Annotated in this window: 22 protein-coding genes and 2 tRNA genes; 11 read left to right on the top strand and 13 right to left on the bottom strand. The window is 70.4% G+C overall.

Going from position 1 to position 23,965, the window contains the following annotated elements; genetic code table 11:
• The first annotated feature begins 40 nt into the window (after positions 1-40).
• A complete protein-coding gene (locus tag ACIBJE_RS18900; RefSeq protein WP_396749946.1) occupies positions 41-832 on the top strand; it encodes an MBL fold metallo-hydrolase in 792 nt (263 codons plus the stop codon).
• A 33-nt stretch (positions 833-865) separates the two neighbouring features.
• Entirely contained in the window at positions 866-1,249 is a 384-nt protein-coding gene (locus tag ACIBJE_RS18895; RefSeq protein WP_396750110.1) for a GAP family protein, read from the top strand.
• Positions 1,250-1,462: 213 nt separating this feature from the next.
• Here ACIBJE_RS18895 and ACIBJE_RS18890 read toward each other — a convergent pair whose 3' ends face one another.
• From ACIBJE_RS18890 to gyrB, 8 genes are all read right to left on the bottom strand, one after another.
• Positions 1,463-2,233 (bottom strand): GNAT family N-acetyltransferase, encoded by a 771-nt coding sequence (locus ACIBJE_RS18890; protein WP_396749944.1) that lies wholly within the window; start codon positions 2,231-2,233, stop codon positions 1,463-1,465.
• Between the two features lie 489 nt (positions 2,234-2,722).
• Positions 2,723-3,157 carry a hypothetical protein gene (locus ACIBJE_RS18885; RefSeq protein ID WP_396749942.1) on the bottom strand — a complete coding sequence of 145 codons (435 nt, stop codon included), beginning with the start codon at positions 3,155-3,157 and terminating at the stop codon, positions 2,723-2,725.
• A gap of 112 nt (positions 3,158-3,269) precedes the next feature.
• Positions 3,270-3,342, bottom strand: a tRNA-Ala gene (locus ACIBJE_RS18880).
• A gap of 33 nt (positions 3,343-3,375) precedes the next feature.
• Positions 3,376-3,504 carry a DLW-39 family protein gene (locus tag ACIBJE_RS18875; RefSeq protein ID WP_211296303.1) on the bottom strand — a complete coding sequence of 43 codons (129 nt, stop codon included), beginning with the start codon at positions 3,502-3,504 and terminating at the stop codon, positions 3,376-3,378.
• Positions 3,505-3,544: 40 nt separating this feature from the next.
• Positions 3,545-3,618, bottom strand: a tRNA-Ile gene (locus ACIBJE_RS18870).
• 151 nt (positions 3,619-3,769) lie between these two features.
• Complete coding sequence (locus ACIBJE_RS18865; protein WP_396749940.1) at positions 3,770-4,648, bottom strand: DUF3566 domain-containing protein; 879 nt, start codon at positions 4,646-4,648, stop codon at positions 3,770-3,772.
• A 3-nt stretch (positions 4,649-4,651) separates the two neighbouring features.
• Positions 4,652-7,171 (bottom strand): DNA gyrase subunit A, encoded by a 2,520-nt coding sequence (gyrA, locus tag ACIBJE_RS18860; protein WP_396749938.1) that lies wholly within the window; start codon positions 7,169-7,171, stop codon positions 4,652-4,654.
• Between the two features lie 128 nt (positions 7,172-7,299).
• A complete protein-coding gene (gyrB, locus tag ACIBJE_RS18855; RefSeq protein WP_396749936.1) occupies positions 7,300-9,246 on the bottom strand; it encodes a DNA topoisomerase (ATP-hydrolyzing) subunit B in 1,947 nt (648 codons plus the stop codon).
• A gap of 538 nt (positions 9,247-9,784) precedes the next feature.
• Here gyrB and ACIBJE_RS18850 point away from each other — a divergent pair.
• On the top strand, positions 9,785-10,339 hold the full coding sequence (locus tag ACIBJE_RS18850; protein WP_396749934.1) for a hypothetical protein: 555 nt from the start codon (positions 9,785-9,787) through the stop codon (positions 10,337-10,339).
• A 60-nt stretch (positions 10,340-10,399) separates the two neighbouring features.
• On the opposite strand, the gene ACIBJE_RS18845 is transcribed toward ACIBJE_RS18850, so the two are convergent.
• The 5 genes from ACIBJE_RS18845 to dnaA all read right to left on the bottom strand — a co-directional run bounded on the left by ACIBJE_RS18845 (position 10,400) and on the right by dnaA (position 17,079).
• Positions 10,400-11,134: a DUF721 domain-containing protein gene (locus ACIBJE_RS18845; protein ID WP_396749932.1), complete on the bottom strand. Its 735-nt coding sequence runs from the start codon at positions 11,132-11,134 to the stop codon at positions 10,400-10,402.
• Positions 11,124-12,257: a DNA replication/repair protein RecF gene (gene recF, locus ACIBJE_RS18840; RefSeq protein WP_396749930.1), complete on the bottom strand. Its 1,134-nt coding sequence runs from the start codon at positions 12,255-12,257 to the stop codon at positions 11,124-11,126. Before recF ends, ACIBJE_RS18845 begins: the two co-directional genes overlap by 11 nt.
• Before the next feature lie 16 nt (positions 12,258-12,273).
• Positions 12,274-13,146: a phosphogluconate dehydrogenase (NAD(+)-dependent, decarboxylating) gene (gnd, locus tag ACIBJE_RS18835; RefSeq protein ID WP_396749928.1), complete on the bottom strand. Its 873-nt coding sequence runs from the start codon at positions 13,144-13,146 to the stop codon at positions 12,274-12,276.
• 43 nt (positions 13,147-13,189) lie between these two features.
• The gene (dnaN, locus tag ACIBJE_RS18830) at positions 13,190-14,323 is read right to left on the bottom strand and encodes a DNA polymerase III subunit beta (protein ID WP_377661899.1); all 1,134 of its coding nucleotides are present in this window, start codon (positions 14,321-14,323) and stop codon (positions 13,190-13,192) included.
• A gap of 860 nt (positions 14,324-15,183) precedes the next feature.
• Positions 15,184-17,079 (bottom strand): chromosomal replication initiator protein DnaA, encoded by a 1,896-nt coding sequence (gene dnaA / locus ACIBJE_RS18825; RefSeq protein WP_396750108.1) that lies wholly within the window; start codon positions 17,077-17,079, stop codon positions 15,184-15,186.
• Between the two features lie 558 nt (positions 17,080-17,637).
• Between dnaA and rpmH the strand changes: the two genes are divergently transcribed.
• From rpmH to ACIBJE_RS18785, 8 genes are all read left to right on the top strand, one after another.
• A complete protein-coding gene (gene rpmH / locus ACIBJE_RS18820) occupies positions 17,638-17,775 on the top strand; it encodes a 50S ribosomal protein L34 (protein WP_357138246.1) in 138 nt (45 codons plus the stop codon).
• A 35-nt stretch (positions 17,776-17,810) separates the two neighbouring features.
• Entirely contained in the window at positions 17,811-18,227 is a 417-nt protein-coding gene (rnpA, locus tag ACIBJE_RS18815) for a ribonuclease P protein component (protein ID WP_396749925.1), read from the top strand.
• A gap of 44 nt (positions 18,228-18,271) precedes the next feature.
• Positions 18,272-18,511: a membrane protein insertion efficiency factor YidD gene (yidD, locus tag ACIBJE_RS18810; RefSeq protein WP_396749923.1), complete on the top strand. Its 240-nt coding sequence runs from the start codon at positions 18,272-18,274 to the stop codon at positions 18,509-18,511.
• Between the two features lie 3 nt (positions 18,512-18,514).
• Positions 18,515-19,489, top strand: a complete 975-nt coding sequence (gene yidC, locus ACIBJE_RS18805; protein WP_396749921.1) for a membrane protein insertase YidC — start codon at positions 18,515-18,517, stop codon at positions 19,487-19,489.
• 211 nt (positions 19,490-19,700) lie between these two features.
• Positions 19,701-20,279 (top strand): protein jag, encoded by a 579-nt coding sequence (locus tag ACIBJE_RS18800; RefSeq protein ID WP_396749920.1) that lies wholly within the window; start codon positions 19,701-19,703, stop codon positions 20,277-20,279.
• A gap of 109 nt (positions 20,280-20,388) precedes the next feature.
• Complete coding sequence (gene rsmG / locus ACIBJE_RS18795) at positions 20,389-21,102, top strand: 16S rRNA (guanine(527)-N(7))-methyltransferase RsmG (RefSeq protein ID WP_396749918.1); 714 nt, start codon at positions 20,389-20,391, stop codon at positions 21,100-21,102.
• 312 nt (positions 21,103-21,414) lie between these two features.
• Positions 21,415-22,788: an AAA family ATPase gene (locus tag ACIBJE_RS18790; protein WP_396749916.1), complete on the top strand. Its 1,374-nt coding sequence runs from the start codon at positions 21,415-21,417 to the stop codon at positions 22,786-22,788.
• A gap of 27 nt (positions 22,789-22,815) precedes the next feature.
• A complete protein-coding gene (locus ACIBJE_RS18785; protein ID WP_396749914.1) occupies positions 22,816-23,868 on the top strand; it encodes a ParB/RepB/Spo0J family partition protein in 1,053 nt (350 codons plus the stop codon).
• Positions 23,869-23,965 lie beyond the last annotated feature (97 nt).

The raw sequence follows: 23,965 nt of genomic DNA, 5'->3' as shown, positions 1-23,965 counted from the left end.
CCGCCCTGCCGGGGTACGGCCACAACGGAGGTGAACACGGATGACCACGGAAGCAAGCGTCACGTTCGTCGGCACCGCGACCACGGTGCTCGACATCGGGGGATTCACCCTGCTGACCGATCCGAACTTCCTGCACCGCGGGCAGCGGGCTTACCTCGGCCACGGGCTCTGGTCGAAACGGCGTACCGACCCGGCGCTACGGATCGCCCAGTTGCCGGCGCTGGACGCGGTGGTCCTCTCCCACCTGCACGGCGACCACTTCGACCGGGTCGCCCGCCGGGAACTCGACCGGCGACTGCCGATCGTCACCACGCCGGCGGCGGAACGGAAGCTGCGCCGCTGGGGATTCCGTGCGGCGGACGGCCTGCCCACCTGGACGTCCCGGGAACTCACCCGGGACGGGGCCACCCTGCGGCTGACCGCCGTGCCGGGACGACACGGCCCCGGTCTGCTCGACCGGCTGCTGCCCGACGTCATGGGCACGGTCATCGACCTGGAACGCGGCGGCCACCGCGAGTTCCGGCTCTACGTCACCGGCGACACGCTGCACCGGCCGATGCTCGCCGAGATCCCGGAACGCTTCCCCGGCATCGACGCCATGCTCATCCACCTCGGGGGCACCCGGATTGCCGGAATCCTGCTCACCATGGACGCGAGACAGGGCGCCGACACGGTCGAGCTGATCCGGCCCGCGCTGACCGTCCCCATCCACTACGACGACTATCGGGTCTTCCGGTCCCCACTGCGGCACTTCCTCGACGAGGCCCGCCGTCGGAGCTTCGCCCACCAGATCCGCACCGTCGCCCGGGGTGAACGCACCCCGCTACGGTGACCGTACGCCTGTCGGGAGACCCTCACCGCCGCGCTGGGACGCGCCTGGCGGATCGAGGTCGACACGGTCAGGTACCGGCCGGTCGGGTGGATGGGTCGGCTGGCGGACGCCGGTCCCCGGCTCGCGTTCGGGCTGGGCTTCCTGCTCCTCGCCGCCATGCCCACCGACGAGGCCACCATGCTGACCGTGGCGGCGAGCCTGGCCGGCCACCACCGGCCGTGGTGGCATCTGCTGCCGTTCGCGGGGTTGACGCTGCTGCTGCTCGCCCTGCCGCTGTTGGCGTTGCTCGTCCTGGGCCGACGCGCCCTGGCGGTGCTGCCGAGGATCCGGAACTGGGCCGAGACACACGCGTGGGTGGTCAGCGAGGCGGTCATCCTGATCTTCCTCGCCACCGTGGTCCGCGACCTGCTGCGTTGACATGTGCGGCGATACTCGATGGACCCGACCGACCTGACCGTCGAGTGGACCACCGACGGCGTGTGGCTCTCCTATCCGTCCGGTCATCGGGTCTTCGTGCCCGCGACCCACTTCACCGGCGGGCGATGAGCGACGGAACTCGCCTACGTGTAGCGGGCCGGACGACGGGTCCTCTCATGACGATCGCCCGGCGGGGACAGACAGCGGCGGATCTCAGAGGGCGGGCAGAAGCACCGAGAACACCCGGGCGAGCGGGCGGAAACCCGCGCTGTCATAGATCCGGCGGGCGGGGTTTCCGTCCACCACCGACAGGCCGACGGCCGGCAGCCCCGCCTCGTGCGCCCCACGCAACGCATGGGTGAGCAGCGCCCGCCCGAAGCCGCTGCGCTGCGCGCGAGGAGCCACGGCGAGGTTGATGATCCAGGCGCAGGCATCGTCGGTCCACGGCACCGGTCCGGCACACAGGACGTGGCCAGCGCTGCGTCCGTCGGGATCCACCAGCCGGGCCGAGGCCGCCAGCAGCGGCGGTACCGGCTCGCCACCGTCGAACATCGCCCGAACCTGCTCGGTGTGCCGGGCCTGCCACCGCCCGTCCGGATGGTCCGGGCCGTACGCCGCGGCCAGTCCTTCGGCCAGATCGTCGTCCCAGCCCGGACTGCCCAGGGACCATCCGGCAGGCAACGCCACCGGCGCGGGCACCCAGGTCAGATCGTGACGCATGTCGGTCGCGGCCCGGTGCAGCTCGACACCGCCGGCCATCAACACCGCCACCAGACCATCGTCCGACGTCTCCAGCCGGCAACCGGCAAGATCGCGGCGTAGCTGCTCGGCAAGCCGGCCCCGCACCGTCCCGGGCAGCGGGCTGACCGCAGTCGCGACGCGCTTTCCCGCCTCGTCACGGAGGCGCATCCGGGCCAGTGCCGTGCCGTCGTCGGCGACGAGCAACGAATCGGCGCGGTCCTCTGGATCTGGGCGTACCGGCATCGCGCGAGCGTAGTGGCCCGTACGGTCGGACTCCGCCGGAGAGGGCGGCAGCGGTCACCGCGTCGGACCGACGAGGTTCCCCGTACGCAGCCGGACCGCCCCCGCGAACGGGCGGCGGGGGACCATCCCGGTCACCGAGCGGTCGTGTCACCCCGAGCACGCTGTGGAGCTGCCCGCACGAACGGGGCACCCGTGCTCTCCAGCACTGCGGGCGTCCTGGCCGGCACGGAGGATCAGGCGGCACCGGGGGACGGTCGGCCACGCGGCCACAGCCTCGCACCACGCACACCGGCCCGGCCCGGCCCGGCCCGCTAGCACAGACGGGGCAGCTCCAAAGCGTCCAACCAGCGACACCTCCCGCCCGACGGCCAGCCCCGTGCCCGGATCTGCTGTCTCTCCTCTGCCTGAGCAGCTGTCAACAGATCGAGCGATCTCCCGCTGGTGAAGCACAGGGGACCTGGGTGCCGTTGCTGCCGTCGTCGGTTTCCGCTACGTCCGGAGCCGGTTGGCTATCGCGTGGACCAGGGTGACCACCCAGCCGATCGCGGCAAGCGCGCCGGCCACGGCGAGCCCGGTGAAGAGCAGCCAACTGCTGCCGCCCTGGGCGGCGAAGACACCTCTGCGGGCGCCGGTGTCGCGGGCCGCCACGGTGGCCCCGGAGGACAGCTCATCCGGCCCGTCGTAGACGATGACGTCGTTACGCGGCGTCCCGCCCCCGTCCGGGACGAAGTCGCCGTACCAGTTGCAGTTACGGCTGCACTCCTCGTAGCGCGCGATGAAGGTGCCCGCCGTGCCGTCACCGGACTTCGCCTGCCAGGCCGCAGCGACGTCGGGAACGGCGAGAGCCAGCCCGAGAAGGGCGAAGAAAGGGAGCCCAACCCAGAGCAGGAACTTCATCCCCCAGCCAGCTGTTCCGTTCGCCACGAGCACACCGTAACGACATCGGTCCAGCTGTCACCAACCACTCACCGCTGCGCGGCACCGGCCAGTGCCCTTTGGGGGGGTAAGGGGGCCCGCGACGTGCACGGGTTTCAGGTGGAGCCCAGGGGACTCGAACCCCTAACCCCTGCCTTGCAAAGGCAGTGCTCTGCCAGTTGAGCTAGGGCCCCGAAGGGGCGGGATGAACCCGCCCGGGTCGGGCCTTACCGGAGGTCGGGGGCGGTGGTCGCCTCGTGCCACAGGGCGCGCTCGTCGTTCGACGCCTTGATCCGCTGGGCAACGACAACCGCCACGCCAACCACGCCGACCAGCAACAGAAGCTTCTTCACCATGGGGCGTCCCCTCGCTCGACTGTCGTCGGACGGTATGCGGTGGGGCTAGCTGGAATCGAACCAGCGACCTCAGAGTTATCAGCTCTGCGCTCTAACCGACTGAGCTATAGCCCCGTGTGCGACGAGCAACATTAACCCATCCGAACGTCCCGCCCAAAATCGGGGTCGGGCCTCACGCACCGTCGCTGACGAACCTACCCCGACGACCAACGCCGGGGCGACCGCTTTACGCGGTGCCCCGGCGTCACGTGTTTCCCGGACCGGTTCAGTCCCGCTCGGCGAGAGTCAGCTCGACCCCGCCGACCAGGTCGGCACAGACGTTGTAGACGAACGCCCCCAGCGTGGCGAGCGCCGTGAACAGGACGACGTTGACCAGCCCGAGCAGCGCCGAACTGAGGATCACGCCCTTGGCGGTGATCTGGAAGCCGTCCGCGCTCTGCCCACCACCGGCGCTGACCAGGTCGGTCAGGCTCTCGTTGACGCTCTGGAACACGCCCATCGCGTCGAGCGCCAGGTAGAGCACCGACGTGGCGACCACCACCACGATGAAGAGCACCACGGAGACCGCGAAGGCGAACTTCATCACGGACCACGGGTCGATCCGCTTGAGGTTCAGCCGGGCCCGACGGGGGCCGCGCGAGGCCGCGGAGCTGACCGAGCTCCGGGCGGCGCGTACCGCGTCGTTGACCCGGGCCGCCCCGACCGCCGCGGCACCGCCGACCCCCGGCGGCAGCCCGCCGCCGTTGGGCCGGGCGACGCCCGGTCGCGCGGTGTCCGGCTGGGTGCCGGCGCCCACCCGCGGTTGGGTACCCGTCGTCGCCGCCTGGGCGGCCTTCGTGGGGATCGGCTGTGTCGTCGTGGCCGGACGGGTCGCACCGGAGACCGGTGTCGTCCCGGCCGATGTCGGCGCGTCGACGTTGATCGCCTCGGTCCGGTCGCCCTTCTCCGCGTCGGCGGCGGGCTTCTCCGGAGGCGGTGCCATCCCCGGAGCCCGGGTGAACTTCGGGGCAGGCGCGTCAGCGGGGACCGTGGCCCGGCCCACGGCGGCGCGGCCGGCTGCGGGTGCACCGCCCTTCGCGGCATCCTCGTCGACCGGTTTGGCCGAGGTCCCCTTGTTCCCCGACTTCGCCTGTGTCTCCGTCATCAACTAGTCCTGTTCGTCAGGCTCGTCGGCATTGCGAGCAATCGCCACGATAGTTACGCCGTCCGGGAGGTCCATCAGCTTGACCCCCATTGTGTTCCGATCCCGCGTACGGCGTACAGGCTTCACCGGAGTTCGGATGACGCCACCGTTGCTGGTGATCGCGAAGAGCTCGTCGTCCGGGCTGATCACGGCAGCGCCGACGAGCCCTCCACGGCGCTCTGTGATCTTTGCGGTCAACACGCCCTTACCTCCCCGGCCCTGCACCGGGTATTCCTCGATGGGGGTTCGTTTCGCGTACCCCCCGTTCGTGGCCACCAAGACGTCCATGCCCTCCCGGACGACCTCCATGGCCAACAGTTCGTCCTCGTCACTGAAGCGCATGCCGATGACGCCCGTGGTGGCCCGCCCCATCGGTCGCAGCGCCTCGTCACTCGCGTTGAACCGGATGGCCTGGGCGTTCTTGGAGACCAGCAGCAGGTCGTCGTCCTGGGCGCACAGGGCGGCCCCGACCAGCTCGTCCTCGTCGCGCAGGTTGATCGCGATGATGCCGCCCGAGCGGTTGGAGTCGAACTCCTCGAGCTTCGTCTTCTTCACCAGGCCGTTCTTCGTGGCCAGTACCAGATAGGGGGCTACCTGGTAGTTCGGGATCTCGATGATCTGTGCGATCTGCTCCTCCGGTTGAAAGGCGAGCAGATTGGCCACGTGCTGGCCCTTGGCCACCCTACTGGCCTCCGGAAGCTCGTACGCCTTGGCCCGGTACACCCGCCCCTTGTTGGTGAAGAACAGGATCCAGTCGTGGGTCGAGCAGACGAAGAAGTGGCTGACGATGTCGTCCTGCCGCAGCGTGGCGCCACTGACCCCCTTGCCCCCCCGTCGCTGAGAACGGTAGAGGTCGACCTTGGTCCGCTTGGCGTACCCGGTCCGGGTGATGGTGACCACAACGTCCTCGCGGGCGATCAGGTCCTCCATCGAGACCTCGCCGTCGAACGGCACGATCTTCGTACGCCGCTCGTCGCCCCACTTGGCGACGATCTCGCCCAGCTCCTCGGAGACGATCCGCCGCTGCCGTTCCGGCTTCGCCAGGATGTCCTTCAGGTCCGCGATCTCGATCTCGAGCTTCGCCAGGTCGTCCAGGATCCGCTGCCGCTCCAGCGCGGCGAGGCGGCGCAGCTGCATGTCGAGGATCGCGGTGGCCTGGATCTCGTCGATCGTCAGCAGCTGGATCAGGCCCTGCCGGGCGTCCTCGACGGTGGGCGAACGCCGGATCAGAGCGATCACCTCGTCCAGCGCGTCGAGCGCCTTGGAGAGGCCGCGCAGGATGTGCGCCCGCTCCTCGGCCTTGCGCAGCCGGAACGCCGTCCGCCGCCGGATGACCTCGATCTGGTGCTCGACGTAGTAGCGGATGAACTGCGCCAGGTTGAGCGTGCGCGGCACCCCGTCGACCAGCGCCAGCATGTTCGCGCCGAAGGTCTCCTGGAGCTGGGTGTGCTTGTAGAGGTTGTTCAGCACCACCTTGGCGACCGCGTCGCGCTTGAGCACCAGCACGATCCGCATACCGGTACGCCCGGAGGACTCGTCCCGGATGTCGGCGATGCCGCCGAGCTTGCCCTCCCTGATCAGCTCGGCGATCCGCTCGGCCAGGTTGTCCGGGTTGACCTGGTAGGGCAGCTCGCTGACGACCAGGCAGGGCCGGCCCCGCTTGTCCTCCTCGACCTCCACCACGGCACGCATCCGGATCGAGCCGCGACCGGTCCGGTACGCGTCCTGGATGGCGGTGGTGCCGACGATCAGGCCGTGGGTCGGGAAGTCCGGACCCTTGACGATCTCCAGCAGCGCTTCGAGCGTGGTGGCCTCGTCCTCCTCCGGGTGCTCCAGGCACCACTGCACGGCCGCGCCGATCTCCCGCAGGTTGTGCGGGGGGATCTTGGTGGCCATGCCGACCGCGATGCCCTCGGACCCGTTGATCAGCAGGTTCGGGATCCGCGACGGCAGGATCGTGGGCTCCTTGGCCCGGCCGTCGTAGTTGTCCTGGAGGTCGACGGTGTCCTCGTCGATGTCCCGCAGCATCTCCATCGCCAGCGGGTCGAGCTTGCACTCCGTGTAGCGCATCGCGGCGGCCGGGTCGTTGCCCGGGGAGCCGAAGTTGCCGTTGCCGTCGACCAGCGGGTACCGCAGTGACCAGGGCTGCGCCATCCGGACCAGCGCGTCGTAGATCGCCGAGTCGCCGTGCGGGTGGAACTGTCCCATCACGTCGCCGACGACGCGGGAGCACTTCACGTAGCCGCGGTCCGGCCGGTAGCCGGAGTCGAACATGGCGTAGAGGATCTTGCGGTGGACCGGCTTGAGCCCGTCCCGGACGTCCGGCAGCGCCCGCCCGACGATGACGCTCATCGCGTAGTCGAGGTAGGAGCGCTGCATCTCCACCTCGAGGCCGACCGGCTCGATCCGGTCGTGCGCCACCACCGTGGCGGCGCCTTCCGGGGTCTCCGGCTCGTTGGGGGTGGACTCGGGAGTATCGGTCACTGTTAACCCTTATCAGACTCAGAGTCGTTTTCGTGCTGTGGATAACGGCTGTGGATACCGTCGAAGCTGTGGATAACTCTGTGGACCGGTGAACCGCCGGGAGCTTTCCGACGACTCACCGGCAACCGTCAGATGTCCAGGAAGCGCACGTCCTTGGCGTTCCGTTGGATGAACGAGCGGCGCGCCTCGACGTCCTCACCCATCAACACGCTGAACAACTCGTCGGCGGTCGCCGCGTCGTCGAGCGTGACCTGACGCAGGGTGCGGGTCGCCGGGTTCATCGTGGTCTCCCACAGCTCCGGGTAGTTCATCTCGCCGAGGCCCTTGAACCGCTGGATGTCGTCCGGCTTGGCGTTCGCCTTCTTCTGCTGGCGCAGCGCGATCAGCCCGTCCCGCTCCCGGTCGGAGTAGGCGTACTGCGCGTCGTCGCCGCGCTTGTTCCACTTGATCTTGTAGAGCGGCGGGGCGGCCAGGTAGACGTGCCCCAGCTCCACCAGCGGGCGCATGAAGCGGAACAGCAGGGTGAGCAGCAGGGTCTGGATGTGCTGGCCGTCGACGTCCGCGTCGGCCATCAGCACCACCTTGTGGTAGCGCAGCTTCTCCATGTCGAAGTCGTCGTGGATGCCGGTGCCCAGCGCGGTGATCAGCGCCTGGACCTCGTTGTTCTTCAGCACCCGGTCGATCCGGGCCTTCTCCACGTTCAGGATCTTGCCCCGGATCGGCAGGATCGCCTGGGTACGCGGGTCGCGGCCCTGCTTGGCCGAGCCACCGGCCGAGTCACCCTCGACGATGAAGACCTCGGACTCGCGCGGGTCGGTGGACTGGCAGTCGGCCAGCTTGCCGGGCATCGACCCGGACTCCAGCAGCGACTTGCGCCGGGCCAGCTTCCGGGCCTGTTGGGCGGCGATCCGGGCCCGGGCGGCCTGGGACGCCTTGGTGATGATCACCTTGGCCTCGGCCGGGTTGCGATCGAACCAGTCGACCAACCACTCGTTGCAGATCCGCTGCACGAAGCTCTTCACCGGGGTGTTGCCGAGCTTGGTCTTGGTCTGCCCCTCGAACTGCGGGTTCGCCAGCTTGACCGAGATGATCGCGGCGAGCCCCTCGCGGATGTCCTCGCCGGAGAGCTTCTCGTCGGACTTCAACAGCTTCTTCTCGGCGCCGTACTTGTTCACCAGGGTGGTCAACGCGGCGCGGAAACCCTCCTCGTGGGTGCCGCCCTCGTGGGTGTTGATGGTGTTCGCGAAGGTGTAGACCGACTCGCCGTACGACTCGTTCCACTGCATGGCGATCTCGAGGGACATGCCCTCCTCCTCGCCGGCGAACTCGACCACCGTCTTGTGGATCGGGGTCTTCGAAGCGTTGAGGTGCCGGACGAAGTCGGCGATGCCGCCCTTGTAGCAGAAGGTGACCTCGCGCTGGCGGCCGTCCTCCTCCTCGGGCACCCGCTCGTCGAGGAGGTGGATGGTCAGACCCCGGTTGAGGAAGGCCATCTCCTGGAGCCGCCGGTAGATGGTCTGGAAGTCGAAGTCGACCGTCTCGAAGACGTCCGAATCGGGCCAGAAGGCAACCGCTGAGCCGGTACGGTCGGTGGTCTCGCCCTTGTCCAGCGGGCTCGGCTTGGAATTGTGGTACTGCTGCCGCCAGACGAAGCCGTCCTTGTGGATCTCCACGGCCATCCGGGTGGAGAGCGCGTTCACGACGGACACGCCGACGCCGTGCAGACCGCCGGAGACCGCGTACGCCTTGCCGTCGAACTTGCCACCGGCGTGCAGCACGGTCAGCGCGACCTCGACGCCGGGCTTCTTGAGCTTGGGGTGCAGGTCGACCGGGAAGCCTCGGCCGTTGTCGGTGACCCGGACGCCACCGTCGGCCAGCAGCACCACGTCGATGGTGTCGCAGTGGCCCGCCAGCGCCTCGTCGACCGCGTTGTCGACGACCTCCCAGACAAGGTGGTGCAGACCACGTTCCCCGGTGGACCCGATGTACATGCCGGGCCGCTTCCGAACCGCCTCCAGCCCTTCGAGGACGGTGATCGACTCGGCGCCGTACTCCTGCTTGTTCTGCGCTGCCACCCTCGGCCACTTTCTCGCGCCGTCGGCACCGGAAGGGCGCGTCGGGCGCGGGTTCGGCGGACAGGACGCGACGTCGGGCGCGGGGACCGGCACCAGGTAACCTCCGGGGTACGGCCGCACGCGCCGGTCGCCGCGGTTGCCCGCGGATCGCGATCAACTCGATACGACGCAGGCACGTCGGGGCCCGGCCGGGTCCGTGGCGTCGCTCCGCGTCAGATCGTCGTCTCGCCTCCAATCCTACTGTGCGCAGCCGACAGAACCACCACTCGGCACCCCTTGAAGGCGGCTCAGACCTCCGCTGCGGCCCGAATCGCGCCTCCCGTAACTCCCCCTACACGAGCGGCCCTGATCGTGGGCGCGGTTGCCGACGGTCGGCCCACCGACACCACCCGCGACGGGTACGCCCCGGGGTCGCGCGGAGTACGCACGGTGCCGTACCTTGGCGGCGCCGCCCGGGGTGCCGCTCTTGATCTTTAGACGGCAGAATCGGACGATCGGACCGACTGGCTCGACACGTGCACTTAAGAGGTGACGCCCGATGGGGCTGGACAACGTCGCGGTGGTCTGGCCGCGGACCGGCCGGTTCTACGACCCGGTGGCCCCGGCCGAGTTCGTGGACTTCGGCGAGATCGTGGAGATCCCCCAGATCTCCGCGCCGACCGCGGCTCTCGCCGAGCTGATCGCGAAGACCGGCACGGTCCGGGCGACCGCGTACACCGAACTCGTGGATCTTCTGCTCGGCCTGGAGAATGTGCTCTACGCCACGGAGAACTCCGCCGAGGACGAGGACCCGGTGATCGACCCGGACGGCTGCGCCTGGATCGCCGACGGGCTGGAGCGGTTCGTCGCCCGGCACCGCGAGCACGGGGAACCGGTGACCTTCGACTCGGTCAGCGTCGTGCTGCGGGGGCTGCTCGCCGACGGCCGCCTCGCCGAGCAGCAGCTCCGCTGGCTCGACAGCCGACTCGACGGCCTCCGCGACGAGGCCGGCGAGCCGCCGCAGTGGAGTTTCACCTGCGCCGAGCTGGCCGTCCTGGCCGCCTTCTACCGTCGTTGCGCCGACCGCGGCTTCGCCGTCTACGCCGCCACCTGACCGTTCCACCCCCACGACCCGCACAACGTCCCGGACGGGGGGCGGTCGGCGGGCGGCAGCTCAGCCGTAGGTGTCGCGGGGTCCGCGGCCACGCACGCGTCGGGGGCCCCGCGACCAGGACGGCGCGGCGGGGCCGTGGACGTGCAGTTTGCGGACCACGTTGTGGCCGACCTCACGGGCGATCTGCTTGAGCAGGGAACCGGCCAACAGACGGAGCTGGGTGGCCCACGCGGTCGACCTGGCCTCGACGGTGAGTTCGCCGTCCTCCAGTTTCACCGGCCGGCTGTGCTGGGCGATCTCCGGTCCGACCACCCGTTCCCACGCACCGAAGACGGTGGCCTCCGCAGCAGGCTGCTCCCAACCCCGGGCCTTCATGAGCCGGCTGAGCACCGCGCCGAGCAACTGCGGATCCCGGGGGTCCGGTCCCGGACCGGAGTAGCCGCGCAGTCTCCGCTGGCCGTCGCCACCCCCGTCGACCACCTTGCGTCGCCGGGGGCCGGCCGCCTCGCGCCGGGCCTTCGCCGCGTCGAGCACCGCCCGGGCCAACTGCGGGCCGGACGCGCCGTCCGGCAGGTTTCCGGTGCTCCCGCCGGTTTCCGCCGGACGTCCGCCGGCCCCACCGTCGTCCGCGCCCCCAGCGGCCCGGTGGGACGCCGAGCCGGTCGACCGGGATCCACCGGCTCCCGCCCCGGGGCCGGTCGACCGTTGACCACCGGTTCCGGCCGCCCGGGTGCCACCGGCGGCGCCCCGGGCCGGATCGCCGGCGGGACGAGGCAGGCGCGGGTCATCCGACACGGCGTACCGTCCCCTCGCCGACCTGGTAGCGGGCACCTCGCAGGGCCACCGGCACGTCGTCGTCGACGGCACAGGTCACCAGAAGCTGTGCGGCCCCGCCGACCAGGCCCGCCAGCCGCTCCCGGCGGCCGGCGTCCAGCTCGGCGAAGACGTCGTCGAGCACCAGCACCGGCTCGATCCCGTCCGAGCGGAGCAGGTCGTACGCGGCCAGCCGCAGGGCGAGCGCGAACGACCAGGACTCGCCATGGCTGGCGTATCCCTTGGCCGGGAGCGGGCCGAGGGTGAGCGCGAGATCGTCGCGGTGTGGGCCGACCAGCGTGGTCCCCCGCTCCACCTCGGCGGTCCGGGCCTCGGCCAGCGCGGTGGTCAACGCCTCGGTGAGGGTCGTCCGGTCCGGCACCGCCTCGCGCAGCTCCACCGACGGTCGGTAGGCGATCCCGGCGGACGCCCGTCCGGCGGCGACCGCGTCGTACGCCTTGGTGATGTGCGGGGTGAGCGCGGCGACCAGTTCCAGCCGCCCGGCGAGCAGTTCCGCCCCGTGTCCGGCCAGGTGGGTGTCCCACACCGCCAGGGTGGAGAGGTCCCCGCCCCGGGACCCGCCGGTCTTGCGGGCCAGGTACGCGGTGCGCAGCAGGGCGTTGCGCTGCTTGACCACCCGCTCGTAGTCGGCCCGCACCCCGGCGTACCGGGGCTGACGGAGCACCAGCAGGTCGTCGAGGTAGCGGCGGCGTTCGGCCGGGTCGCCCCGGACGAGCTCGAGGTCCTCCGGTGCGAACAGCACCAGCCGCAGCGCGCCGAGCACGTCCCGCGCCCGGCGGGCCGGGGACCGTCCCAGCCGGGCGCGGTTGGCCTTACCGGGGACGATCTCCAACTCGACCAGGAGTTCCCGGCCCTCGTGCACCACCGCGCATCGGATCACCGCGGACTCGGCACCGAGCCGGACCAGCGGGGCGTCGGTGGCGACCCGGTGGCTGTCCAGGGTCGCCACGTAGCCGAGCGCCTCGGCGAGGTTGGTCTTGCCGACCCCGTTCGCCCCGACCAGGACGTTCGCCCCCGGTTCGAGGTCGACGCCGACCCGCTCGTACGAGCGGAAGTCGACCAGTTCGAGCCGGCGGACGTACACAGGCTGTGGATACCGGTCAGCGCTTGCGGACGGCGTGCCCGCCGAACTGCTGGCGCAGCGCGGCGACAGCCTTCATCGCGGGCGAGTCGTCCTGGCGGGAGGCGAACCGGGCGAAGAGCGAGGCGGTGATGACGTTCAGCGGCACGGCGAGCCGGACCGCCTCGTCGACCGTCCAGCGGCCCTCGCCGGTGTCCTCGGTGTAGCCGCTCAGCTCGGCCAGCTCCGGGTCCTCGTCGAGGGCCCGGTCGAGCAGGTCGAGCAGCCAGGAGCGGACCACGGTGCCCTCGCGCCAGGACTTGAAGACCCCGGGCACGTTGGTCACCAGCTCGGACGCGGCGAGCAGCTCGTAGCCCTCCGCGTAGGCGTGCATCAGGCCGTACTCGATGCCGTTGTGCACCATCTTCGCGTAGTGCCCGGCACCGACCGGACCGGCGTGCACGAAGCCGAACTCGCCCTCCGGCTTGAGCGCCTCGAAGATCGGCATCAGCCGGGCGACGTGCTCCTCGGAGCCGCCCACCATCAGCGCGTAGCCGTTCTGCCGGCCCCACACCCCGCCGGAGACGCCGACGTCGAGGTAGCCGATGCCCTGTACGTCGAGTCGCTCCGCCCGCGGGGCGTCGTCGCTGAAGCGGGAGTTGCCGCCGTCGATGATGATGTCGCCGGCGCCCAGCAGGGCGGCCAGCTCGTCGATGGTGGCGTCGGTGACCCCGGCGGGCACCATCACCCAGATCGCGCGCGGTGCCGCCAGCTTCTCGACCAGCTCCGCCAGGGAGGCGACGTCGCTCAGCTCCGCGTTGTGGTCGAAGCCGACCACCTCGTGCCCGGCGGCGCGCAGCCGCTCGCGCATGTTGCCGCCCATGCGGCCGAGTCCTACCAGGCCGAGCTGCATCTGTACCTACCTCCGGTGGTTCTGGTTCGGGGTGTGTGCGCGATCAGCGGGAGACCCGGATCGGCATGATCAGGTACCGGTACCCCGGAATGACCTCGCCATCCTCACCGGCCGGAGAAATCACGGCGGGCTTCAGCGCGTCGACGAAGGCGAGCATGGCGGTCTGGGCGCCCAGGTTCGCCAGGCCGTCGATCAGGTACTGCGGATTGAAGCCGACGGTCAGCGCGTCGCCGGTGAAGGTCGCGTCCATGGCCTCGCTGGCCCGCGCCTCCTCGGTGCCGCCGGCCTCCACGACCAGCCCGTCGGAGCTGAAGCTGAGCAGCACCGGAGTGGTCCGCTCGGCGACCAGGGCAACCCGCTTGACCACCTCGATCAGGGTGCTCACCGACACCCGCGCCTCGGCGTTGTGGCTCGGCGGGAAGAGCGACCGGACCGGCGGGTAGTTCGCGCCGTCGAGCAGCCGGCTGGTGGTCCGCCGGGTGCCGCCGGAGAAGCCGATCATCCCCTCGCCGGCCGCGCCCTGCGACAGGGCCAGGGTCACCTCACCGCCGAGCGGGCCGAGCGCCTTGGCGGTGTCATGCAGCGTCCGGGCCGGGACCAGGGCGTTGATGCTGACTCCGGCGTCGTCCGGCCGCCACTGCATCTCGCGCAGGGCGAGGCGGTAGCGATCGGTGGCGAGCATGGCGAGGGTGTCGCCGTTCAGCTCCAGCCGGACGCCGGTCATCATCGGCAGGGTCTCGTCCCGGCCGGCGGCGACCGCGACCTGGGCGACCGCTGCGGCGAAGGCGGCGGCGTCCACGGTGCCGGCGCTCTCCGGCATCTCCGGCAGGGAGGGGTAGTCCTCCACCGGCATGGTGGGCAGGGTGAACCGGGCACTGCCGCAGACCAGTTCGAGGTGCGCGCCGACGGCGGCGATGTCGACCGGCTTGCCGGGCAGGGCCTTGGTGATCTCGGCCAGCAGGCGACCGGAGACCAGCGCGGCACCGTCGGCGTCGCCCTGCACCTCGACCGTGACCTGGCTGGAGACCTCGTAGTCGAAGCCGGAGACCTGCAGGTTGCCGTCGGTCACCCGGAGCATCACCCCGGCGAGCACCGGTACGGACGGCCGGTTGGGGAGGCTCTTCGCGGTCCACGCCACAGCCTCGGCGAGCGCGTCGCGCTCTACTCGGAACTTCATCAATGCCTCCGCGTCGACGTCAGCGACAACTCTCTCATGCCGACCGCTGCCCACCGTCCCGCCCGACCGTGCGGGTACCCATCGCACCTTAGGGCGCGTGGGCATCGGCTGTGCGCCCGACCCCGTGCTTCTGCTGCCGACCCGCTCCGGTCGGGGGCCGGCAGGCAACGATCCACAGGAAGTCCAACGGTGATGATTGGTTTTTGTTCTCTTCAAAGAGATAACCCATCGTCTTCATCGCACCTGTGCAAACTGTGGATAAGTCGCGTTTTCGCAGGTCAGACAGATTATCCACCGGTGGTTTACCTGTGGAGAACCATGGGTACAACTCGCGTACTTGTCCACAGGCCCCGTCTCGGGCGACGTTGTCCACCGTCATCCACCGGTTATCCACCGGTTATCCACGGACTTTCTCCCCAGGCCTGTGGACAAGGAGACCGGCTCCGGTAGCCGTTGTCCACAGAACCTTCAACAGGTCGTACACAGGCAGCCCGCGACCGGTGGATAACCGAGAGACTGTCCACAACCATCCACAGTGTCGTCCCCAGGATTTTTCCACAACCTGTGGGTAACCGGGTGGAGGCGTTCGGTAGTTATCCACTCCCTGTGGATAACTTGCTGTGGACAACTCGGCTTTGCTGTGGACAGCCGGAAGGCGTTGTGGGTACGCCGGACCGCCCGGAACGTGGTCCACAGCCGTCGACGGAGCGGAAGACCGCGCGGGGTGTCGTCCAGCGGGTGAACGAAAAACGCCCGGCCGTCGGGCCGGGCGTTGGTGACGGTGCCGTTCGGGCGGCTGGTGGAAGGCTGACGGGACGGGCGGGCCGACTGCGGGAGGCAGGCCCGCCGTCGTGCGTGGCTCAGGAGGTCTGCTTGATCCGGTTGGTCAGCTCGGCGATCTGGTTGTAGAGCGAGCGGCGTTCGGCCATCTGCTGACGGATCTTGCGGTCCGCGTGCATGACGGTGGTGTGGTCCCGCCCACCGAACGCCTGGCCGATCCGGGGCAGCGAGAGGTCCGTCAGCTCGCGGCAGAGGTACATGGCGACCTGCCGGGCGTTGACCAGCACCCGGGACCGGGAGTGGCCGCGCAGGTCCTCCAGGCTGACGCCGAAGTAGTCGGCGGTGGAGACCATGATCTGGTCGGCGGTGATCTCCGGGCCGGCGCCGTCCGGGATGAAGTCCCGCAGCACCTCCTCGGCGAGCGAGAGTTCGACCGTGGACCGGGTGAGGCTGGCGAACGCGGTCACCCGGATCAGCGCGCCCTCCAGCTCGCGGATCGAGTTCGACACCCGCGACGCGATGAACTCCAGCACGTCCGGTGGGGCGTACAGGCGCTCCTGGGCGGCCTTCTTCTGCAGGATGGCGATCCGGGTCTCCAGGTCCGGCGGCTGGATGTCGGCCAGCAGCCCCCACTCGAACCGGGTCCGCAGCCGGTCCTCCAGGGTGGCGAGCTGCTTCGGCGACCGGTCCGAGGTGATCACGATCTGCTTGTTGGCGTTGTGCAGGGTGTTGAAGGTGTGGAAGAACTCCTCCTGGGTCCGCTCCCGGTTCTCCAGGAACTGGATGTCGTCGATCAGGAGGATGTCGACGTCCCGGTAGCGGCGCTGGAACGCGCTGGTCTTGTCGTCGCGCAGCGAGTTGATGAAGTCGTTGGTGAACTCCTCGGTCGAGACGTACCGGACCGAGCGGGCGTTGCCCAGCGTCGTGGCGTAGTGCCCGATCGCGTGCAGCAGGTGGGTCTTGCCCAGCCCCGAGCTGCCGTAGATGAACAGCGGGTTGTACGCCTTGGCCGGCGACTCGGCCACCGCAACGCTCGCCGCGTGCGCGAACCGGTTCGACGAGCCGATGACGAACGTCTCGAACATGTACTTCGGGTTCAGCCGGTTCCCACCGGTGTCCGCCGCACCGGGAAGTCGTCGGTCGTCCCGGCCACCCGGTCGGTGGTCCACGCCACCGCGTCCCGGCCCGCTGTCCGTGCCGCCGTCGCGGGGCAGCCGGTCCCGTACCGGACCGGTGTCGTCGCGGTATCGCTGGTCGTACGGGTGGCCCGGTGCCGGGCCGCCGTCACCGCGGTCGTCGTAGCCGCGCCGGTCCACCCCGGGCGGCCCGCCCCGCAACGGCTCCGCGAAGCTCGCGGTGAAGAGAGCTTCCTGACTGCCCCGGCTGGTGGGAATCAGCCGCCGGGCGTCGTCGCCGACCGGTCCGCCCCGGCCGGGATCGACCTGCGGGTCGGGGCCGTCCTCGTCGCCCGGACGGAACGCGGGGGACGGGACATCCCGGAACGGGGCCGGCGCCTCGGCGTGGACGGAGGTGGCGTCGTAGCCGGGGAAGGGCAGTTCGGGTGTGTCGGCCTCGGGCACGCTGTGGTACACCGTGCCCGCCGGGCGGCCCGCGCCGTCCTCGGCGACCCGGACGGTGACCGCCACCTGGATCGGCCGGCCCAGCCGGCGACTCAGGGCCTCGGTGATCGCCGGACGGAGCCGGGACTCGATCACGTCCCGGGTGAAGGCGTCGGGCACGGAGAGCAGCGCGGTGTCCTCGACGATCGCGCGCAGCCGGGTCAGCCGCAGGTAGGCACGTTGCTGAGCCGAGATGATCTCGTCGGCGAGCTCGTCCGTCGTCGCGGTCCACACCGCGGCAAGGTCGGTCGTTCCGGCCACTGTCGTGCCACCCCCTCGCCTCTGCTCCCGGCCGCCGCTGTTCCCCCAGTCGGCCGTCCCGGGCCCGCCACCGCGTCTGAGCGGCTGAAACACCATCCGCCCGGACGGCTGACCGGTCGCCATCCACAAGTTATCCACAGCCTGTGTACCGACCGATTGTGGCTGCCCGCCGGATGCGGGTGGGACCTGCCCCCTGCCTGAACGGGTGCTGAAGCGGGTTCACCGTGCCGAACGATCCATTGCCCGGTCCGGTCTTGCCTGTCAGCGGCGCCGGATTCCGACCCCGATCACGACCCTGACCGCAAGCGCGCACGCTAACAGCGTTGTCCGCACCGCTTCAACCGGCGGGGCGGTGTGCCCCTTGTCGGCATCAGCGAAAACCACCGCTTGCACCCCGGGCGCGTCGTGCCGTTCGGACGCCCCGGGCGCGGGGCGGGGTTGTTTGACGGTCATTGCCGCCCTGCGTAGGGTGGAACGGCTGCTCTGTCGCCCTCTGCTAGGGTGATGGGTGCCTGCTGTCCGCGGTCGTGGTGCCCGCATCGTCGAGGTCCCGCAACGTCGGGCAGCGCCGATCGTAGGCCACCAACCGGCCTGGACCACCACACACCCCGAGCGATCCCCCGCGCGGGGCGTACGGAAAACGGAGAGCCTGACGTGAGCAAGCGCACCTTCCAGCCGAACAACCGCCGGCGCGCGAAGACCCACGGCTTCCGGCTGCGCATGCGTACCCGCGCCGGCCGCGCCATCATCTCGACCCGTCGCACCAAGGGCCGCGCCCGCCTGTCGGCCTGACGCCGGCCGGGCCCGTTCGGAGGACGTGGGCAGTCGTGCTGGCAGCCGCACAGCGACTGCGGCGCAGCACCGACTTCGCCGCAGCGATCCGTGGTGGGCGCCGCGCCGGCCGTGGCGCGGTTGTCGTCCACCTGGCTCTGCCACCGACACCCGGGTCCGAGGCACCGTCTTCGCCGGAGCCGGCGCGGGCAGTCGGCGCGGAGGACTCCTCCGCACCGACCCGCGCCGGCTTCGTCGTGTCCAAGGCGGTAGGGCCCGCGGTGGTCCGCAACCGGGTCCGCCGACGGCTACGGCACCTCGTCCGGGAACGGCTCGCCGCGCTGCCCCCCGGCAGCACACTCGTGGTACGCGCACTTCCCGCAGCGGCCGGGGCGAGTCACGCCCGGCTCGGTGCCGACCTGGACGCGGCCGTCGCCTCGGCGCGGGCGTCCCGGAGCCGGCGGTCCCGGTGAGCAGCGGTTCCGCCACGCCCCGGCCCACGACACTCGGTGCCCGGATGCTGGTCGGACCCATCATCGCGTACCGTCGTTGGATAAGCCCGGCACTGCCGGCCCGCTGTCGGTTCCACCCGTCGTGCAGCGCGTACGGTCTGGAGGCCGTCACCCGACACGGCGCGTTCCGGGGGACCGTCCTGACGATCCGGCGGCTGTTGCGCTGCCATCCCTTCCACCCCGGTGGATATGACCCGGTGCCGGAGCCGGGCGGCCGCCGCCGTGCCGATGAGACTGGAGCCTGAGAATTGAGTCTCGACTGGATCTACTACGCGATCTCGTGGATCCTGCTGGCCTGGCATTCGGCCTGGGACGCCGTCGGGGTGGCGGACGGCGCGGTGGCGGGCACGAACTGGGCCTGGATCCTGGCCATCGTCTTCCTGGTGGTCACCGTCCGGGTGATCCTTTTCCCGATCTTCGTCAAGCAGATCAAGTCGCAGCGGGCCATGCAGGCGTTGCAGCCGCAGGTCAAGGCGCTCCAGGAGAAGCACAAGGGTGACCGGGAGACGCTCCAGAAGGAGATGATGGAGCTCTATCGGAAGGAAAAGGCCAACCCGCTCATGGGCTGCCTTCCGATGTTCCTCCAGATCCCCGTCTTCCTCGGTCTCTTCCACGTGCTCCGCCGCCTCGACCCCGCCAACCAGGGCAAGACCCTGTACGGCTGGACGGTCGAGCAGTTCGAGAGCGCCTCCGCGGCCTCGCTCTTCACCGCACCGATCGCGGGCAAGTTCGGCTCCACCGCCGAGGAGTTGTCCCGGCTCGGTGCCAACGGCACCACCGTCAAGGTCATCGCCGGCATCCTGGTCCTGGTCATGATGGGCACCACCTACCTGACCAGCCGCCAGATGATCCTCAAGACCGGTTGGGCGGAGGATCCGCAGCAGCGGATGATCCAGCGACTGATGCTCTACGGCATCCCGCTGTCGCTGTTGATCTCCGGCGCGATCTTCCCGATCGGTGTGATCATCTACTGGGTCACCAACAACCTCTTCACCCTCGGCCAGCAGCAGTGGGTGCTCCGCAAGTACCCGCCGCCGCCCACCATGACCGGCAAGACGGGCACCACCGGCCGCACCACGCCGCAGCCGACCAAGACCCTTCTGGGCCGTACCAAGCCCGCGCCGGCCCCGGTGAAGCCCTCCACTCCCAAGGTCGCCGGTCCCAAGCCGGGCGCCAAGCCGGTCAACCCGAAGAAGAACCGGCCTGCCAAGCGGCAGGGCTGACGATCCACGCGCCGCCGCCGGGCCTGCCCGGCGGCGGCCGGATCCGTACCACCGGCTCACGGCCGATGCCGGGCGGATCCGCCGCGCGACCGCGCGGTCACGGGCGACACTGCCCGTACAGACGTGCCCGGTGGCATCGGCGAGAAATTCCGCCGCCGCCGGGAAACCAACGGACCCGACGGTCCGGCCGAACGAAGTACGGAGATGAACCGTGACCGACACCAGCATCCCGCGCGCTGACCAGTCCCCAGACGAGGACGCTGCTCCGATCGCGAAGAGCGAGACCGAGGAGACCGAGGGCGAGGCGCGCGGGAAGAAGGCCCCGGCGGAAGGTGACCTGTTCCGGCAGAGCGAGATCGCGGCGGACTACGTCGAGGGTCTGCTCGACATCCTCGACTACGACGGGGACATCGACGAGCTGGTGTCGGGTGGCCGGCCGGTCGTCGAGGTGGTCGGTGCCCGCCTGCAGAACCTGGTCGGGCAGCGCGGCGCGACCCTGGAGGCGCTCCAGGAACTGACCCGGCTGGCGGTGTTCCGGCAGACCGGTACGCCGAGCCGGCTGCTGCTGGACGTCGGCGGCTACCGGGCCAACCGTCGCAAGGAACTGGCCGCCGTCGCCAAGAACGCGGTGGAGAAGGTCAAGGAGTACGGCGAGCCGGTCCGGCTGGAGCCGATGTCCGCGTTCGAGCGCAAGTGCGTGCACGACGTGGTGAACGCCATGGCCGGTGTGGAGAGCGAGTCCGAGGGTGTCGAGCCCAACCGGCGGATCATCGTCCGGCCGGCGGACTGATCTGGTGACCTCCGACGCCACGGCTGGCGTTCCCGGCCCGGGTGGTACGCCACCCGGGCCGTCGCCTGTCGACCCCCGACCATCCGACCTCCCCTCCCCCCAGGACGCAGTGCTGCCGCCGGAGCTGGCGGAGGCAGCGCGGACCCTCTTCGGTGACCGGCTCGACCTGGCCGCCGCGTACGCCGAACTGCTCGTCACCGAGGGCGTGGTCCGCGGCCTGATCGGCCCCCGGGAGGCTCCCCGGATCTGGGACCGGCACCTGCTGAACTGTGCGGCGGTGGCGGAGCGGATCCCCGACGGCGCGACCGTCATCGACGTGGGCTCGGGCGCGGGGCTGCCCGGTCTGGTGCTCGCCATCGCCCGTCCCGATCTGAACGTGACGCTGGTCGAACCGCTCGCCCGCCGGACCGCCTTCCTGATCGAGGCGGTCCAGGGGCTCGGGCTGACCCGGATGGTCCGGGTGTTCCGGGGGCGAGCCGAGGAGGCCGCCGCCGGCCCCGGTGGGGGCGACCCGCTCCGCGCCGACGTGGTCACCGCGCGGGCGGTGGCTCCTCTCGACCGGTTGGCCGCCTGGTGCCTGCCGTTGACCGTCCGGGGTGGACGACTCGTCGCGCTGAAGGGTTCCTCGGTCGCGGACGAGATCGCCGAGCACGCGGCCACGGTGGAGCGGCTCGGTGGTGGTGAGCCAGCCATCCACCGGTGCGGTGTGGACGTGATCGACCCACCGACGACCGTCGTGGAGATCGTGCGGGAACGCGTGGTCGGCCCGGCACGCGGAGCGCGTCGGGCGAAGCGTCGGGGCGGCCGGTCGCGGGGACGCTGATCCCGGCCCCCGCCCGGCCGGTGTCGGTGGGGCTGAGTGACCGTGGGAACGGCGGGAAGGCGCGGGCTCGGCCGTAGTCCGGTCACCCGTTGAGTCGTTGAAATCTTTGCGAGACCATCGACGGCTGAGATCCTCGGCATGGACCTTCTCCGCCCGTCCGCCGTAGGCTGGCCGCGCGTCGATAGTGTGGGGCGAACGACGGCCGGATCACCGGGTCCCGGTCGCCCCCGCCGGGCCGTACGCTTCGTGGAGCGGGCACGTGCGGCAGCGACGGTGTGCGGACCGACCATCCGAAGCGGGCAGGGATGACAGGTGCATGACGACGGCAGGTACGACGATCCCGGGGTGACCGGACGACGGGCAGAACCCGCCACGGCCGCCCCTGTTTCACGTGAAACCGATCCGGTGAACTGGCCGGTTTCGGGGCAGCAGGAGGACGCCGGGCCGGTGGGCCGGGCCCCGGACCCTCCCCGGGACGGGACCGTCTACGGCGGGCAGCCCGTGTCCAACCACGGCGGTGGACCGTCCACGGTCGACCGCGATCCCGTGCCACGGCGGGCGGAGCGCGGACGCGGTCGGATGTACCGGGCCGATTCCTCGACGGATCCGGAGCCGGTCCGCCGGGCCGTCGACGCGCTCGCCTTTCCCGACCCCACTCCGGCGCCTGTCGTGCCACACCAGCCCGGTCCGGCGGCGGTGTCCGGACCGCCACTCGGCACCATCGACATGCCCACGTCGTCGGTCGGCTCTCCGCACGGGGAACCGGCCGGCGACGCGTACGTTTCACGTGAAACTCCGACGCGCGAAGAGGATGACCCACCGTTGGCTATGGAGGCTATGCGCGCCGTGCAGATCCTGAATCCCAGTGGCGAGGTCACCATGCCGCGCCCCGAGCGGACCCGGGTGATGTGCGTCGCGAACCAGAAGGGTGGCGTGGGGAAGACCACGACCACGGTGAACCTGGCGGTGGCGCTCGCCCTGCACGGAAACCGGGTCCTCGTGGTCGACCTGGACCCGCAGGGCAACGCCTCGACCGGGCTCAACGTCCCGCACCACACCGGTGTGCCGGACGTCTACGACTGCCTGATCGACAGCGTGCCCCTGGAGGAGGTGGCCCAAGGGGTGGAGGGCATCCCGAACCTGTGGTGCGTACCGGCCACTATCGACCTCGCGGGCGCCGAGATCGAGTTGGTTTCGGTGGTGGCCCGGGAGTCGAGGCTGGCCCGCGCCATCGCTGCCTACCCGGGTCACTTCGACTACGTGTTCATCGACTGCCCGCCGTCCCTCGGCCTGCTCACGGTGAACGCGTTGGTGGCCGCGCAGGAGGTGCTCATTCCGATCCAGTGCGAGTACTACGCCCTGGAGGGACTGAACCAGCTCATCAACAACATCAACCTGGTCCGTAAGCATCTGAACCCGATGCTCGAGGTCTCCACGATCCTGCTCACCATGTACGACCGGCGCACCCGGCTGGCGGACGCGGTCGAGCAGGACGTCCGGAACCACTTCGGGGAGAAGGTGCTCCAGGCGGTCATTCCCCGTAACGTACGGGTCTCCGAGGCCCCCAGTTACGGCCAGTCGGTGATGACCTACGATCCCGGTTCACGAGGTGCCACCAGTTACTTCGCCGCCGCGCAGGAGATCGCCGAGCGCGGAGTCAAGGAGCCGGTGAGCCGGAATGGGTAGTGCGGGCAAGTCGCTGGGAGGCGTCGCATGAAGAACCGTCCGCGTGGCGGACTGGGTCGGGGGCTGGGGGCACTGATCCCCACCGGTCCCGTGGAGACGCCGGAGACCACGACGATCACACCCGCTCCAGAGGCCGCCCCGGCCGTGGGCACGGCCACAGCCGACCCTGCCGTTGACACGCTCCCGTCCACCGGTACCCCGTTGGCACCCGTCTCGACACCGGAGGAGGCACCCGCAGCGGTCCAGCTCTCCCCGGTGCCGGGAGCCCGGTTCGCCGAGATCCCGGTCGACTCGATCGTTCCCAACCCGAAGCAGCCCCGGCAGGTCTTCGACGAGGAGGCGCTGGAGGAGCTGAAAACCTCGATCGAGCAGGTCGGCTTCCTCCAGCCCATCGTGGTCCGCCAGCTCGACGGCGAGAAGTACGAACTGGTGATGGGCGAGCGGCGGTGGCGGGCTGCCCAGGCGGTCGGCCGGGAGAGCATCCCCGCGATCGTCCGGGACACCCGGGACGACGCGATGCTCCGGGACGCGCTGCTGGAGAACATCCACCGGGCCAACCTCAACCCGCTCGAAGAGGCGGCCGCGTACCAGCAGCTGCTGGAGGAGTTCGGGGCGACCCACGAGGAACTGGCCCGGCGCATCGGGCGGAGCCGTCCGCAGATCTCGAACACCATCCGACTGCTCAACCTGCCGCCGCAGGTGCAACGGCGGGTGGCGGCCGGGGTGCTCTCAGCCGGGCATGCCCGCGCCCTGCTGAGTCTCGACGAGTCCGAGGCCCAGGAACAGCTGGCGCTGCGCATCGTGGCCGAGGGCCTCTCGGTGCGGGCGACCGAGGAGATCGTCTCGCTGGCGCTCAGCGAGGAGGGCACGAAGACGCCGGCCGCCCGGCGTCGACCCAAGCCGCACGCGCCCGCCCTGACCGATCTCGCCGACCGTCTGTCCGACCGGTTCGACACCCGCGTCAAAGTGGACATCGGCCGGAACAAGGGCAAGATCACGATTGAGTTCGCCACGGTGGACGACCTCGAACGGATCGTCGGGCTCATCGGCGTCGGGCAGGAGGAGGACCCCGAGTCCTGACCCGCCCACCGAGGCCCCGGAGGGACACCTCTCCGCCACAGGAAACGACCGCGACCCGGAAGCTGACCCGGTTCGCGGTCGTTCTATATTTCCCCGT

Source organism: Micromonospora sp. NPDC050187 (genome assembly GCF_044459745.1).
Taxonomy (GTDB): domain Bacteria; phylum Actinomycetota; class Actinomycetes; order Mycobacteriales; family Micromonosporaceae; genus Micromonospora.
This window is presented reverse-complemented; position numbering and strand designations above follow the sequence as displayed.